At 69.1% G+C, this 14,337-nt stretch carries 9 protein-coding genes and 1 pseudogene; 8 read left to right on the top strand and 2 right to left on the bottom strand.

The annotated features are described in order from the left end of the window. Positions 1–88 precede the first annotated feature (88 nt). The 5 genes and pseudogenes from BLR75_RS20555 to BLR75_RS27385 all read left to right on the top strand — a co-directional run bounded on the left by BLR75_RS20555 (position 89) and on the right by BLR75_RS27385 (position 6,423). Positions 89–2,335 carry a DUF1631 domain-containing protein gene (locus tag BLR75_RS20555; protein WP_084313626.1) on the top strand — a complete coding sequence of 749 codons (2,247 nt, stop codon included), beginning with the start codon at positions 89–91 and terminating at the stop codon, positions 2,333–2,335. Between the two features lie 505 nt (positions 2,336–2,840). After that, the gene (ampD, locus tag BLR75_RS20550; RefSeq protein ID WP_084313628.1) at positions 2,841–3,407 is read left to right on the top strand and encodes a 1,6-anhydro-N-acetylmuramyl-L-alanine amidase AmpD; all 567 of its coding nucleotides are present in this window, start codon (positions 2,841–2,843) and stop codon (positions 3,405–3,407) included. Beyond that, positions 3,404–4,240 (top strand): regulatory signaling modulator protein AmpE, encoded by an 837-nt coding sequence (ampE, locus tag BLR75_RS20545; protein WP_084313629.1) that lies wholly within the window; start codon positions 3,404–3,406, stop codon positions 4,238–4,240. Before ampD ends, ampE begins: the two co-directional genes overlap by 4 nt. A gap of 47 nt (positions 4,241–4,287) precedes the next feature. Further along, a pseudogene (locus BLR75_RS27390) lies at positions 4,288–5,565 on the top strand (HAMP domain-containing protein); the annotation flags it as partial. Positions 5,566–5,709: 144 nt separating this feature from the next. Then, on the top strand, positions 5,710–6,423 hold the full coding sequence (locus tag BLR75_RS27385) for a methyl-accepting chemotaxis protein (protein WP_425439028.1): 714 nt from the start codon (positions 5,710–5,712) through the stop codon (positions 6,421–6,423). A 210-nt stretch (positions 6,424–6,633) separates the two neighbouring features. On the opposite strand, the gene BLR75_RS20535 is transcribed toward BLR75_RS27385, so the two are convergent. After that, positions 6,634–7,413, bottom strand: coding sequence for a TatD family hydrolase (locus BLR75_RS20535; RefSeq protein ID WP_084313633.1), 780 nt, complete (start codon positions 7,411–7,413; stop codon positions 6,634–6,636). A gap of 11 nt (positions 7,414–7,424) precedes the next feature. Beyond that, a complete protein-coding gene (gene cra, locus BLR75_RS20530) occupies positions 7,425–8,414 on the bottom strand; it encodes a catabolite repressor/activator (RefSeq protein WP_084313635.1) in 990 nt (329 codons plus the stop codon). A gap of 205 nt (positions 8,415–8,619) precedes the next feature. On the opposite strand from cra, the gene ptsP reads away from it, so the two are divergent. The 3 genes from ptsP (at position 8,620) to BLR75_RS20515 (ending at position 14,244) form a co-directional block, all read left to right on the top strand. After that, positions 8,620–11,496, top strand: a complete 2,877-nt coding sequence (gene ptsP, locus BLR75_RS20525; protein WP_084313637.1) for a phosphoenolpyruvate--protein phosphotransferase — start codon at positions 8,620–8,622, stop codon at positions 11,494–11,496. Beyond that, positions 11,496–12,431, top strand: a complete 936-nt coding sequence (pfkB, locus tag BLR75_RS20520) for a 1-phosphofructokinase (protein ID WP_084313639.1) — start codon at positions 11,496–11,498, stop codon at positions 12,429–12,431. The genes ptsP and pfkB overlap by 1 nt, the downstream gene beginning before the upstream one ends. Positions 12,432–12,516: 85 nt before the next feature. Further along, positions 12,517–14,244 carry a PTS fructose-like transporter subunit IIB gene (locus BLR75_RS20515; protein WP_084313641.1) on the top strand — a complete coding sequence of 576 codons (1,728 nt, stop codon included), beginning with the start codon at positions 12,517–12,519 and terminating at the stop codon, positions 14,242–14,244. Positions 14,245–14,337: the final 93 nt, after the last annotated feature.

Raw genomic sequence — 14,337 nt, 5'->3', positions numbered from 1 at the left:
TTTGACGTCATTATTTTGGCGACACGGATGACGCCGCAATAAAGCGCTGTCTTGGTCCCGTAACGGGCGCGGCAGCCGGAGACTTGCGATGCAGAATGACGCGAATGTTGTGCCGCTGAAACAGGCGGCTGCCGGGCAGTCGCAGACTTCTTCCATGGGCCGCCTGCCCGTGGCGCTGGTCAGCGTGCGCGACAGGGTCGCCTTGCAGTTGCGGCACGCCATGCAGGCGTTGTTCGACAATGCCGACGACACCCTGTTCGAGATGGCCGACCGCGCCACCAGCAACGCCGAACAGAACACCTTCTTCGAAGCCATGCGCGACCTGCGCCTGAAGCGCAAGGCCATCGAGCGCGGCTTCCTGCAGAAATTCATCGACAACTTCGCCAGCCTCAACCAGTACGAAGTCGCTCGCGCCGCGCCGCTGGAGCCGGTTTCCTGCGACAGCCTGACCCTGGTGCAGAACGACGAGCTGGAAGAATCCGTCGCCATGGACGCCATGGTCGCCAAGGTGATGAGCCGCGCCGGCGTCGCCCTGGCGCACCTGAGCACCCGCCTGAACAGCCTGGTCAGCCGCAAGGTCGAGGACAAGACCAATCCCCTCGGCCCGCGCCTGCTCTGCGAGGCCTTCCTCGAGGCCTGCCAGGGGCTCGGCGTGGAGATCAAGGTCAAGCTGATCATCCTCAAGCTGTTCGAGAAATACGTGCTGGCGGATGCCGAACATCTGTACGCCGAGGCCAACCAGGTGCTGGTGGCGCACGGGGTGCTGCCGGAGCTGAAGAGCAGCGTCCCGCCGCGTGCGCCGCGGCATGGCGCGGCGGCTCGCGGCGCCGATTCCCAGGTCGCCCAGGCGCAGGCGGCGGGCAGCTACCACCTGGACGCCGGCAGCCAGCAGGCCTTCGGCGCCCTGCAGGACCTCCTCGCCCAGGTGCGCGGCAGCATGGCTGCGCGCCAGCCGGCACCGGACTCCCTGCCGATCACCAGCAACGACCTGATGCGCCTGCTTTCCCACCTGCAGGCGCACATGCCGGCGCAACACGGCCACGAGGTCGACGTGCGCCAGAGCCTGGAACAGCTGCTGATGCGCGTCAGCAACAAGAGCGGCCGCGCGCGGGTGGTCGGCCAGGTCGACGAGGACGTGATCAACCTGGTGTCGATGCTCTTCGAATTCATCCTCGACGACCGCACCCTGCCAGATTCGCTGAAGGCGCTGATCGCGCGCATGCAGATCCCGATGCTCAAGGTCGCCGTGCTCGACAAGACCTTCTTCAGCCAGGGCGGCCACCCGGCGCGGCGCCTGCTCAACGAGATCGCCTCGGCGGCGCTCGGCTGGGGCGAGCAGAGCGACGTGCAGCGTGACAGCCTGTTCCAGAAGATCGAGCAGATCATGATGCGCCTGCTCAACGACTTCACCGACGACCCGGCGATCTTCTCCGAGCTGCTGGAAGACTTCATCGCCTTCACCGGCGTGGAGCGCCGCCGCAGCGAACTGCTGGAGCAGCGCATCCGCGACGCCGAGGAAGGCCGCATGCGCGCGGACCTGGCGCGCCAGGACGTCGAGCGCGTGCTCAACGACCGCCTGCTCGGCCGCACCCTGCCGGAAGTGGTGGTGCGCCTGCTGGAGGAAGCCTGGAGCAAGGTGCTGCTGCTGACCTGCCTGAAGCACGGCACGGCTTCCGAGGAATGGCGCGCGGCGGTGGCGACCATGGACGACCTGATCTGGAGCGTGGAGCCCCACGAGGAGCCGGAGTCGCGCATGCGCCTGCTGGAGATGGTGCCGTGCCTGCTCAAGTCGCTGCGCGACGGCCTGGCCAGCGCGGCCTTCGATCCGTTCTCCACCGGCGAGTTCTTCAGCCGCCTGGAGGGGCTGCACGTGCAGGCCTTCCAGCGCTACAAGCAGGCCGAGGAAGATGCGGCCCGCGCCGCGGCGGACGCCGCCCCGCAGGAGGCGCCGGGGACCGGGCTGCCGGCGATGGTCGCGGTGGTCGAGGAGATCGTCCTGGTCTCGCCCGAGGAGCCGCGCCTGCACGAGCCGGAGGAATTCCTCGCCGACGATGACGAGGCCCTGCTGCAGGTCGATTCGCTGCGCGTCGGCAGCTGGCTGGAAATCCAGACCACCCCCGAGCACAAGCTGCGCTGCAAGCTGGCCGCGGTGATCAAGCCGAGCGGCCGCTATATCTTCGTCAACCGCACCGGCATGAAGGTACTGGAAAAGACCCGCATGGCCCTGGCCGTCGAATTCCGCCGCAACGCCGTGCGCCTGCTGGACGACGCGCTGCTGTTCGACCGGGCGCTGGAGTCGGTGATCGGCAATCTGCGGCGGTTGAAGCATTCCTGATTGGGGTAGGCGCCGAACGCTCCGGTAGGGTGGATGAGGCTTTTTTCATCCACCATTACTGGGCCGCATGCACGGCTATGGTGGATCGATGGAGCTGATCCACCCTACGTCCAGGGCAGCGGAGTTGCGCCTGGGCACTGCACTTGTAGGAGCCAGCTTGCTGGCGATCCCGAATAATCCGGTGATCGTTGTGTCGCCGGCTGGCATGGACGATCGCCAGCAAGCTGGCTCCTACAGGTTTTGCACTCTGGCGATTTGTGGGAGCGACTCCACCATTCCGGGGCCGCATGCGCGGCCATGGTGGATCGATGGAGCTGATCCACCCTACGTTCCGGCCGGCCTTGCACTCGTGTAGGAGCGGGCCATGCCCGCGACCTGTTCGGGATGTCGCGCGCATGGCGCGCTCCTACAGGGTCAAGTCCTCACCTCCATCGGCGTCCCGAGTTCCTTTCCCCCGGCCCCTGCTTTAGAGTGGGGCTCCTGTCGTTCCCCGCGGTAATCCTGCATGCAACTCGACCCCGCCAGCGGCTGGTGCCATGGCATCGCGCACTGCCCATCGCCGAACTTCAATGCCCGTCCGGGCGGCGAGGTGGTGTCCCTGCTGGTGATCCACAACATCAGCCTGCCGCCGGGGCAGTTCGGCACGGGCAAGGTGCAGGAGTTCTTCCGCAACTGCCTGGACCCGGACGAGCATCCCTACTTCTGCGACATCGCCGCGATGACCGTTTCCGCGCATTTCCTCATCGAGCGCGATGGCAGCACGTTCCAGTTCGTTTCCTGCAACGACCGCGCCTGGCATGCCGGCGTCTCGCGCTTCGACGGGCGGGAGAACTGCAACGACTTCTCCATCGGCATCGAGCTGGAGGGGACCGACAGCGATCCCTACACCGACGAGCAATACGCCGCGCTGGCCGATCTGACCCGGCAGCTGCTGCGCGCCTATCCGGGCATCACGCCCGAGCGCATCCGCGGCCACTGCGACATCGCCCCCGTACGCAAGACCGATCCCGGCGAGGCGTTCGACTGGGCGCGTTACCTGGCCGCCCTCGGCCATCACAAGGAGTCGAAATGAGTTTTCTGGTGCTTCTGCTGGCGCTGCTGATCGAGAAGTTCTCCGGCTGGCGCGGCCGACTGCAGCGCGACGGTTTCTGGCTCGGCCTGCTGCGCTCCGTGGAAGGCATGCCGGCGGTGGCGCAGCGGCCGTGGCTGGGCGTGCTGCTCGCGGTACTGCCGCCGCTGATGCTGCTGGCGCTGGTGATGAGCCTGCTGCAGCCGGTCGCCTACGGCCTGCTGGCGCTGCCGCTGCACCTGCTGGTGGTGGTCTGGAGCCTCGGCCGCGGCGACGTGCTGCGCTCCATCGGGCCGTTCCGCGACGCCTGGCGGCGGGAGGACGTGCAGGGCGCCTACCACGTCGCCGAGCGCGACCTCGGCGTGCGCGCCGAGAGCGATCGCGACCTGCTGCAGCAGGTGCAGGCGCTGCTGGTCTGGCAGGGCTACCAGAGCTTCTTCGCGGTGATCTTCTGGTACGCGCTGCTCGGCCCGGTCGCCGCGCTGGCCTACCGGCTGCTCGCCCTGACCGCCGAGCACGCCGCGCAACCGGCGATCCGCGAGCGCGCGGCGCAGATGCGCCATGCCTTCGACTGGCTGCCGGCGCGGGCGCTGGTGGCGAGCTTCGCCCTGGTCGGCGATTTCGTGGTGGTCAGCCGCACCCTGCTGCAGGAGCTGCTGTCCTGGGAAATCCCCGCCGCGCGCCTGCTGGCGATGTCCAGCTGCGTCGCCGAGCATGCCGACGAAGGCCGCGTCGGCGCCCAGGGCGTCGCCAGCCTGGATGCGCTGTGGCAACTGCTGGTGCGCTCCGCGGTGCTCTGGTACGCGGTGTTCGCGCTGCAGGCGCTGTTCCTGTAAAGGCCATCTATCCCACAAGTCCTCAAGTCCTGCCTGTCCCGGCCGATATGAGTGCTGCGGGAGCCCCACCCGCACACGGACGGCTGTCCCGACCTCGAACCCCAGCCGTCGATCCCCGAAACGATAAAAGAACAACGGGAACAGGAGACGTCGTAGTGAAGACTGCGCTCTATCCGGCGATCGCGCTGATGAACCGCCTGAGCTTCGGCAAGAAGTTCAGCCTGATCAGCGTGCTGTTTTTCCTGCCGATGCTGATCACCAATTTCTACCTGGTGCGTGATTCCTACCGCCAGTTCGTCACCACTCGCATCGAGGTGCAGGGCATGCAGCAAATCGCCGCCGCCCAGCAGTTGCGCCGCGACGTTGAGGCTTTCGCCGACCTGATGCAGATCGGCGCGCTCTTCCAGTCGAAGAATGCCGTCGATGTGGAGGAGCGTGCCGACCCGATGCAGAAACGCCTGCAGGCGGAGCTGGAAGCCATGCAGCCGATCACCGGGGAGCCGGAGCAGATCGCCGCCTTCAACAGCCAGCGCGACGAAGTGCTGGCCGCGCTCAAGTCCATCGTCGAGGAGAAGTCGGTGCAGAGCCGGAGCGCCCTGGCGATGCGCCTGAGCAACGCCATGCGCATCCTCGTCCGCCTGCAGGTCTCGCAGGCGGGGCTGGCGCAGGACGATTCCAGCGAAGTGCGGCTGATGGCCGAGCTGATCACCTCGGTGACGCCGCATGTCAGCGAAACCGTCAGCACCGGCCGGGTCATCGGCTCGATCGCCTTGGGCCAGCGGATTCTCAACTCCGCCGCGAGCAGCAAGCTCGAAGAGCTGCAGCTGGACCTGGAAAAGCTGCGCGGCGACTACGCCGTCAAGCTGCAGGATGTACTCGCCTCCAGCCCGGCGGCCAACGCCGCGCTGGCCGCCGATGTCGCCGCCAGCGGGGAGTCGCTGAAGGACGTCTTCAAGCTGTTCGAGGACCGCCTGATCATGACCGAGACGCTGAACGGCACCTGGCAGCAGTTCTTCGACGAAACCAGCGCGCTGCTGGCGAAGACCCATGGCCTGGAAGACCGCGTGCTGAGCTACGTCGGCGGCGAGCTGGAGCAGCGCCTGGCCGCCAAGCAGGGCCAGATGGTCATGCTGGTGGGCGCGCTGGTGCTGGTGTTCCTCGCCATCGTCTACCTGTACGGCGCCTTCTACGTCTCCACCCGCAGCACCCTGGAACAGCTGGGTCGGGTGATGGAAAAGGTCGCGGGCGGAGACATGACCGTCAGCTTCAAGGTGCACAGCCGCGACGAACTCGGCGAGCTGGGCCAGGCCTTCAACGACACCGTGGTGAAGATCCACGACCTGATCAGCCGGGTCGGCCGCACCGTGGCCGAGGTGGAGCGGCAGACCGTGCGCGTGGAGTCGGTATCGACCGAGAGCAACCAGGCGGTGGCCGGCCAGCGCGACCAGATCGAACAGGTCGCCACGGCGATGAACGAGATGTCCGCGACCGCCCAGGAAGTGGCGCGCAGCGCGGTGGCCGCGGTGGGCAGCGCGCAGAGCGTGAACGAGGAAACCGCCAGCGGCCGCGCCCTGGTCGAACAGCAGGTCGGCAGCATCCAGCGCCTGGCCGGCGAGATCGACGAGTCGGTGTCGGTGATCAACCAGCTGGCCTCCGACAGCGCCTCGATCAGCCGCGTGCTGGACGTGATCAAGGGCATCGCCGAGCAGACCAACCTGCTGGCGCTCAACGCCGCCATCGAGGCCGCCCGCGCCGGCGAGCAGGGCCGCGGCTTCGCCGTGGTGGCCGACGAGGTGCGCACCCTGGCCAAGCGCACCCAGCAGTCCACCGAGGAGATCGAGCAGATGATCGCCCGGTTGCAGCAGGGCGTCGGCGCGGCGGTGAAGGCGATGGGCAACAGCCACCAGACCGCCGACGGCACCGTCAGCCAGTCCGCCCGCGTGCAGCAGGCGCTGGAGAACATCCTCGGCGCGGTGGGCATGATCGTCGACCAGAACCAGCAGATCGCCGCCGCCGCCGAGCAGCAGACCGCGGTGGCCCAGGATATCGACCAGAACATCGTGCAGATCAACCAGGCCGGCGAACGCACCGCCGAAGGCGCCAACGCCACCGAACGCGCCAGCCGCGAGCTGGGCGAGCAGGTGGTGGAGCTGAAGCGGTTGATTGGGGCGTTCAGGGTTTGAGTGAGCCTTTCGTAGGGTGAATAACGCGCCAGCGTTATCCACCACAGGGCCGGCACGAACCTCCATTGGCGGATGACGCTGGAGCGTCATTCGCCCTACGTCTGCAGCGCCGCTGTTCGTAGACCGTAGGGCGCATAACGCCCCTGGCGTTATCCGCCGCCAGGCCGGGCACGAACCCCATCGGTGGATGACGCTGGCGCGTCATTCACCCTACCTCCAGCCAAACAACTCCATCGCATTGCGCGTGGTCGCCGCCGCCAGCTCCTCGGGGCTGGTCCCTTTCAACTCCGCCACCGCAGCGCAGATGTCCGGCAAAAATTCCGGGCTGTTGCGCTGGTACGGATGCATCGCCGGCGCCATGTCCGGCGAGTCGGTTTCCAGCACGATGGCTTCCAGCGGAATCTCCGGCACCACCTTGTGCAGGCGGTTGGCCTGGGGCCAGGTCGGGGCGCCGCCGAGGCCGAGGCGGAAGCCGAGCTTCAGGTATTCCCGAGCTTCCTCGCGGCTGCCGGTGAAGGCGTGGACGATGCCCTGGCGCTTCGGCCGGTAGCGCTTCAGCGTGGCGATCATCGGCGCATGGGCGCGGCGCACGTGCAGCAGCACTGGCAGTTCGAAATCGATGGCGGCCTGCAGCTGCGCCTCGAACACCTGCTGCTGCTCGTCGCGGTCCAGCCCTTCCACGTAGTAGTCCAGGCCGATCTCGCCCACCGCGCAGAGTTTCGGGTGGCCGGCCAGGCGTTGCAGCCAGGCGCGCAGGTCGGCGAGGTGTTCCTGCCGGTGCCGCGCCAGGTAGATCGGATGCAGGCCCAGTGCGGCGTAGAGGTCCGGCTCGGTTTCCACCAGATGCCAGACATCCTCCCAGTTCTCGCGGAATACCCCGAGCAGCACCTGCCGCTCCACCCCGAGCGCGCGGCTGCGCTGCAGCACCGCCTGGCGGTCTTCGGCGAAGTCCGCGCAGTCCAGGTGGTTGTGGGTGTCGATCAGGCGCATCGGCGTTTTCCTCAGCCGGCGCGCAGCTTGAGCACGCGCGGCACGGCCGTCACGCCGGGGCGGTAGGAGTTGTGTTCCACCGCCTCCAGCGCCAGTTGCAGCACGCGCTCGGCGATCAGCGCGTGCTGCTGGGAGATGGCGTTGACCTTCAGCGGCACGAAGTCGAGCAGCTGGGTGTCGCCGAAGGTCGCCAGGCGCAGCTGCGCCGGCCAGCCGCCGGAGAGGTTCTGCAGCACGTCGAAGACGCCCTGCAGCAGCACGTAGGAGGTGGTGATCAGCGCGTCCGGCAGGTAGCCGAGGCGCTGCAGCAGCTCTTCCATCAGTTGCCGGCCGCACTCGCGGCTGAAACTGGCGCCGTGCTCCACCAGCACTTCGCCGGAGAAGTTGCGCAGGGCGCTGCGGAAACCGGCGGCGCGCTCCTGGCTGATGATCAGTTCCGGCCGCGCGCCGAGCAGGGCGATGTGCCGCGGCGCTGGTTGCAGCAGGGTGGCGGTGAGGCGCTGGCAGGCGTCGCGGTCGTCGCTGACCACCGAGCAGAAGCGCTGCGGATCGAGCTGGCGGTCGACGGCGATCACCGGCACCCGTTCGGCGAGCCGGAGCAGCTGGCTGTCGTCGCTGCTCAGGCAACTGGCGACGATCAGTGCATCGCAGCGCCGCGCGCGGAACAGGTTGAGCACCTGCTGTTCGCTTTCCGGCTGGTCGTCGGAGCAGGCGATCAGCAACTGGTAGCCGCGCGCTCGGGCGCCCTGTTCGAGCAGCTTGGCGAGCTTGGCATAGCTGGGGTTCTCCAGGTCCGGGAGGATGAAGCCGAGGGTGCGGGTCTGCCCGCGGCGCAGGCTGGCGGCCTGCTGGTCGGGGTGATAGCCGTGCTCCTCGATCACCGCGCGCACGCGTTCCACCGTGGCGCTGCTGATGCGCCGCTGCTCGGCCTTGCCATTGATCACGTAGCTGGCGGTGGTGACGGAAACGCCGGCCAGACGGGCGATATCACTGAGTTTCAACGGAATCCCTGGACTGCTGCCGACGATTGGGGTCTTCAAGGATCACGCATTATCGAGTAACGTGCCAGCCTCAATAGGTGAAACGATTCAGCAAGCGCCGGCTCCTGCCCCTGCCCACCCGGCTAAGCTGATTCACCATACAAGCGGATTACCGCCCGAAACGCCGCCCTCGCGCCCCCGGCGGGGCGTGGCGAGGAGATGCACGATGCTCGAACTCGACCCCCGGCAGATTCGCATGGACCAGCGAGCGGCGGACAAGTCCGAAGCACTGGCCCTGCTCGGCGCCATGCTGGAAGAGGACGGCCTGGTCGCCAGCGGCTACCTCGCCGGGCTGCAGGCCCGCGAGGGGCAGGGTTCCACCTATCTTGGCCAGGGCATCGCGATTCCCCACGGCACGCCGGAAACCCGCGAGCTGGTGCTGCGCACCGGCGTGCGCCTGCTGCATTTCCCCGAGGGCGTGCACTGGGGCGACGGCCAGACCGTGCACCTGGCGATCGGCATCGCCGCGAAATCCGACGAACACCTGCGCCTGCTGCAACTGCTCACCCGCACCCTCGGCGAGGCCGACGCCGGCGCCGCCCTGCGCGAGGCGCGCACCCCGGAAGAACTGCTGCAGGTGCTGCAGGGCGCGCCGCAGCCGCTGGCGCTGGAGGCGCAGCTGGTCGGCCTCGGCGTGGCGGTGGACGATTTCGACGAACTGGTGCTGCAGGCCACCCGCCGGCTGAAGAAGCTCGGCTGCGTGGAGACCGGCTTCACCGCCACCCTGCCGCAGGACCAGGCGCTGCCGCTGGGCCACGGCCTGTGGTGGCTGCACAGCGGCGACAAGGTGCTGCGCCCTGGGCTGGCCTTCGTCACCCCGGCGCGCGAGGTGGCGCATGCCGGTGCCACGGTGCGCGGGCTGTTCTGCCTGGCCAGCCAGGGCGAGGCGCAGCGCGGCGTGCTGGAACGCCTGGGCGATCTGCTGGTGGACGGCCGCGGCGGCGAGCTGGCGTCCGCGACCTCGGTGCGCGCAGTGCTGGAAGCGCTGGGCGGCGAACTGCCGGTGGACTGGCCGAGCGCGCAGGTGACGCTGGCCAACCCCCACGGCCTGCATGCGCGGCCGGCGCAGGTCCTCATGAGCCTGGCGAAGAACTTCACCGGCGAACTGCGCGTGCGCATCGCCGGCAGCGACAGCGCCCCGGTGTCGATCCGCAGCCTGAGCAAGCTGCTCAGCCTTGGTGCCCGGCGCGGCCAGGGGCTGGAGTTCTTCGCCGAACCGCAGATCGCCGCCGATGCCCTGCCGGCGCTGGTGGCGGCGGTGGAGGAGGGGCTGGGCGAAGAAGTCGAGCCGCTGCCGGAAGTCGCCGAGGCTGCGATGGAGGAAGTGGCTTCCGTGCAACGCACCGCGCCGCCCGCCGGCAGCGTGCTGCAGGCCATCGCCGCATCGCCGGGGATCGCCAGCGGCCCGGCTTATCCACAGGTGCCGCAGGTCTTCGAATTCTCCCCCCACGGCCGCTCGCCGGAAGAGGAAATGCTGCGCCTGGAACAGGCCAAGTCGGCCATCGGCGCGGAGATCGAGGCGCTGGTGCAGTCCAGCCAGGTCAAGGCGATCCGCGAGATCTTCGTCACCCACCAGGCACTGCTCGACGACCCGGAACTGACCGAGGAAGTACAGGCGCGGCTGGTCGAGGGCGACAGCGCCGAGGCCGCCTGGAACGCGGTGATCGAGCGTGTCGCCAGCCAGCAGGAAGGGCTGCGCGATGCACTGCTGGCCGAGCGTGCGGCGGACCTGCGTGACGTCGGCCGGCGCGTGCTGGCGCGGCTCTGCGGCGTGGAGGCGGCGAAGGCGCCGGAGCAGCCGTACATCCTGGTGATGGACGAGGTCGGCCCGTCGGACGTGGCGCGGCTGGATCGCGAGCGCGTTGCCGGTATCGTCACCGCGCGCGGTGGCGCCACCTCGCACAGCGCCATCATCGCCCGCGCCCTCGGCATTCCCGCGCTGGTCGGCGCCGGCGACGACGTGCTGGCGCTGCAGCCGGGCACGCTGCTATTGCTGGATGGCGATCGGGGCCTGCTCAGCGTGGCGCCGGCCGACGACGTGCTGGCCCAGGCCCTGCGCCAGCGCGAGGAAGCCCGGCGCCGCCGCGAACTGGCCGAGGCGCGCCGCCACGAGCCGGCGCAGACCCGCGACGGACATGCCGTGGAGGTCGTCGCCAACCTCGGCGACACCGCCGGCGCCGCGCAGGCAGTGGAACTGGGCGCCGAGGGCGTCGGCCTGCTGCGCAGCGAATTCATCTTCATGGAAAGCGCCCAGGCGCCGGACCACGCGACCCAGGAAGCGGCCTACCGCCATGTGCTGGATGCCCTCGGCGGCCGCCCGCTGGTGGTGCGCACCCTCGACGTCGGCGGCGACAAGCCGCTGCCGTACTGGCCGGTCCCGACGGAGGAAAACCCCTTCCTCGGCGTGCGCGGCGTGCGCCTGACCCTGCAGCGCCCGCAGATCATGCAGACCCAGCTGCGCGCGCTGCTTTCTGCCGCCGATGGCCGGCCGCTGCGGATCATGTTCCCCATGGTCGGCCAGCTGGAGGAATGGCGGCAGGCCCGCGACATGACCCTGCGCCTGAAGGACGAGCTGCGTGTCGACGGCGACCTGCAGCTCGGCATCATGGTCGAGGTGCCGTCCGCCGCGCTGCTCGCCCCGGTGCTGGCGCGCGAGGTGGACTTCTTCAGCGTCGGCACCAACGACCTGACCCAGTACGCGCTGGCCATCGACCGCGGCCATCCGACCCTGTCCGCCCAGGCCGACGGCCTGCACCCGGCGGTGCTGCAACTGATCGACATGACCGTGCGCGCGGCCCATGCCCATGGCAAGTGGGTCGGCGTGTGCGGCGAACTGGCCGCCGACGCCCAGGCCGTGCCGCTGCTGCTGGGGCTGGAAGTCGACGAGCTGAGCGTCTCGGCGCGCAGCATCCCGCTGGTCAAGCAGCGCGTGCGCGAACTGCAACTGTCCGCAGTCCGCCAACTGGCGCAGACCGCCCTCGGCCTCGGCTCGGCCGCCGAGGTCCGCGCGCTGGTCGCCCAGGCACTGGAGGAGATGCACTGATGGCCCGAATCCTGACCCTGACCCTGAACCCGGCGCTGGACCTCACCGTGCGCCTGCGACATCTCGAACTCGGCGACGTGAACCGCAGCGAGGCGGTGCTGACCCAGGCCGCCGGCAAGGGCGTGAACGTCGCCCAGGTGCTCGCCGATCTCGGCCATTCGCTGACCGTCAGCGGTTTCCTCGGCGCGGAAAACCTGGCGCCGTTCGAGGAACTGTTCCGCCGCCGTGGCTTCGTCGACGAATTCGTCCGCGTGCCGGGCGAGACGCGCAGCAACATCAAGCTGGCCGAACGCAGCGGGCGCATCACCGACCTCAACGGCCCTGGTCCGGAAGTCGATGCGCAGGCGCAGGAGCAGCTGCTGGCGCGGCTCGACGAGATTGCCGCCGGGCACGAGCTTGCCGTGGTCGCCGGCAGCCTGCCGCGCGGCGTCGAGCCGGACTGGCTGCGCGAACTGCTGCTGCGGCTGAAGCGCCTCGGCCTGCGGGTGGCCTTCGACTGCAGCGGGCCGGCGCTGGTCGAGGGATTGCAGGCGCAGCCCTGGCTGATCAAGCCGAACGGCGTGGAGTTCGCCGAGATCGGCGGCAAGCCGCACCTGTCCGGGGCAGGGCAGCGCGAGCTGGGCGAACGGCTGCGCGCCGGCGGCATCGAGCATGTGGTGGTGTCCCACGGCGCCCACGGGGTGAACTGGTTCGGCCCGGACGCGACGCTGTGGGCGACGCCGCCGCGGGTGGAAGTGGCGAGCACCGTCGGCGCCGGCGATTCGCTGCTGGCGGCGATGGTCCACGGCCTGCTGGCCGGCTGGGACGCCGAGCGCGTCATCCGCCATGCCACCGCCGTCGCCGCGCTGGCGGTGACCCAGTTCGATTTCGGCATCCAGGACCCGGAGCGGCTGGCGATCATCGAGGGCGCGGTGCGCGTCAATCCGGGGGCGTGAATATCACCGCCGCCACCAACCGTAGGATGGGTTGAGCGGAGCGATACCCATCAAAAGGCACCCCAGAACAACAAGAGGTACTTCCATGAACCTTGCCCTGATCACGGCCTGCCCCGGCGGCCAGATCGCCAGCGTGCTCAGCGCGCGGCTGTTGCGCGCCGCGGCGGAGCGGCTGGGCTGGTGCGTGAGCGTCGAACAGCATGATCCGCAGAAGCCGGAACTGCAGCTGAGCGCCGCGCAGATCGAGGCCGCCGACCTGGTGCTGGTGGTCAGCAGCCTGCCGCTGGACCTGTCGCGCTTCGCCGGCAAGCGCCTGGTCCAGGCCACTCCGGCCGAGGCGCTGGCGGATTGCCCGGCCTTCCTGCAGCGCGCCGAGCGCGAGGCGCAGGTCTGGGCGGGATCGGCCGCGCCCGCCGTGCAGCCGTCTGCCACCAGACGGGTAGTGGCGATCACCGCCTGCCCGACCGGCGTGGCGCACACTTTCATGGCCGCCGAGGCGCTGCAGCAGGCGGCGAAGCAGATGGGCTGGGAACTGCAGGTGGAAACCCAGGGCTCGGTGGGCGCGCGCAATCCGCTGCAGCCGGCCGATATCGAGGCCGCCGACGTGGTGCTGCTGGCGGCGGACATCGAGGTGAACACCGCGCGCTTCGCCGGCAAGCGCATCTTCCGCTGCGGCACCGGCGTGGCGCTGAAGCAGCCCCGGGCGATCCTCGAACGCGCGGTTGCCGAGGGCAGGGAAGAGGGGCCGGCTGTTGCACCGGCCGCTGCGGGCGGCAAGAAGGAGGCGACGGGCATCTACAAGCACCTGCTTACCGGCGTGTCCTTCATGCTGCCGATGGTGGTGGCCGGCGGCCTGCTGATCGCGCTGTCGTTCGTCTTCGGCATCCAGGCGTTCAAGCAGGAAGGCACCCTGGCGGCGGCGCTGATGCAGATCGGCGGCGACGCGGCGTTCAAGCTGATGGTGCCGATGTTGGCCGGCTACATCGCCTGGTCCATCGCCGACCGCCCGGGGCTGGCGCCGGGGATGATCGGTGGATTGCTTGCCAGCACGCTCGGTGCGGGATTCCTCGGCGGCATAGTCGCCGGCCTGCTGGCGGGCTACTCGGCCCGGGAAATCGCCCGCCGCTTGCCGCTGCCGGCCAGCGTCGAGGCGCTCAAGCCGATCCTGATCATCCCGCTGCTGTCCAGCCTGTTCACCGGGCTGGTGATGATCTACGTGGTCGGCAAGCCGGTGGCGGGGATGATGTCCGGCCTGACCACCTTCCTCGCCGGGATGGGCACCACCAACGCCATCCTGCTCGGCCTGCTGCTTGGCGGGATGATGTGCGTCGACCTCGGCGGCCCGATCAACAAGGCCGCCTACGCCTTCTCGGTCGGTCTGCTGGCCTCGCAGAGCTACGCGCCGATGGCGGCGGTGATGGCCGGCGGCATGGTCCCGCCGATCGGCATGGGCATCGCCACCTTGCTCGCCCGCCGCAAGTTCGCCCGGAGCGAACGCGAGGCCGGCAAGGCGGCGCTGGTGCTGGGGCTGTGCTTCATCTCCGAAGGCGCCATCCCCTTCGCGGCGAAGGACCCGCTGCGGGTGATCCCGGCGAGCATCGTCGGCGGCGCGCTGACCGGGGCGCTGTCCATGCTGTTCGGCTGCAAACTGCTGGCGCCCCACGGCGGGCTGTTCGTGCTGCTGATCCCCAACGCCATGAACCACGCGCTGGCGTACCTGCTGGCGATCGCCGCGGGGAGCGTGGTGACCGGGGTGCTGTATGCCGTGCTGAAGCGCAGCGAGGCGGAGGCGGGGGTGTTGGCGGCGGGCTGAAGTTTTTGCCTCTTTTCGTAGGAGCGAGCCTGCTCTCGATCCATGCTTCGCTTGATGCCAACGTGTCCGGAGGAACTGATCGCCAGCAAGCTG

It is taken from the genome of Pseudomonas jinjuensis (assembly GCF_900103845.1).
GTDB classification, from domain to species: domain Bacteria; phylum Pseudomonadota; class Gammaproteobacteria; order Pseudomonadales; family Pseudomonadaceae; genus Pseudomonas; species Pseudomonas jinjuensis.
This window is presented reverse-complemented; position numbering and strand designations above follow the sequence as displayed.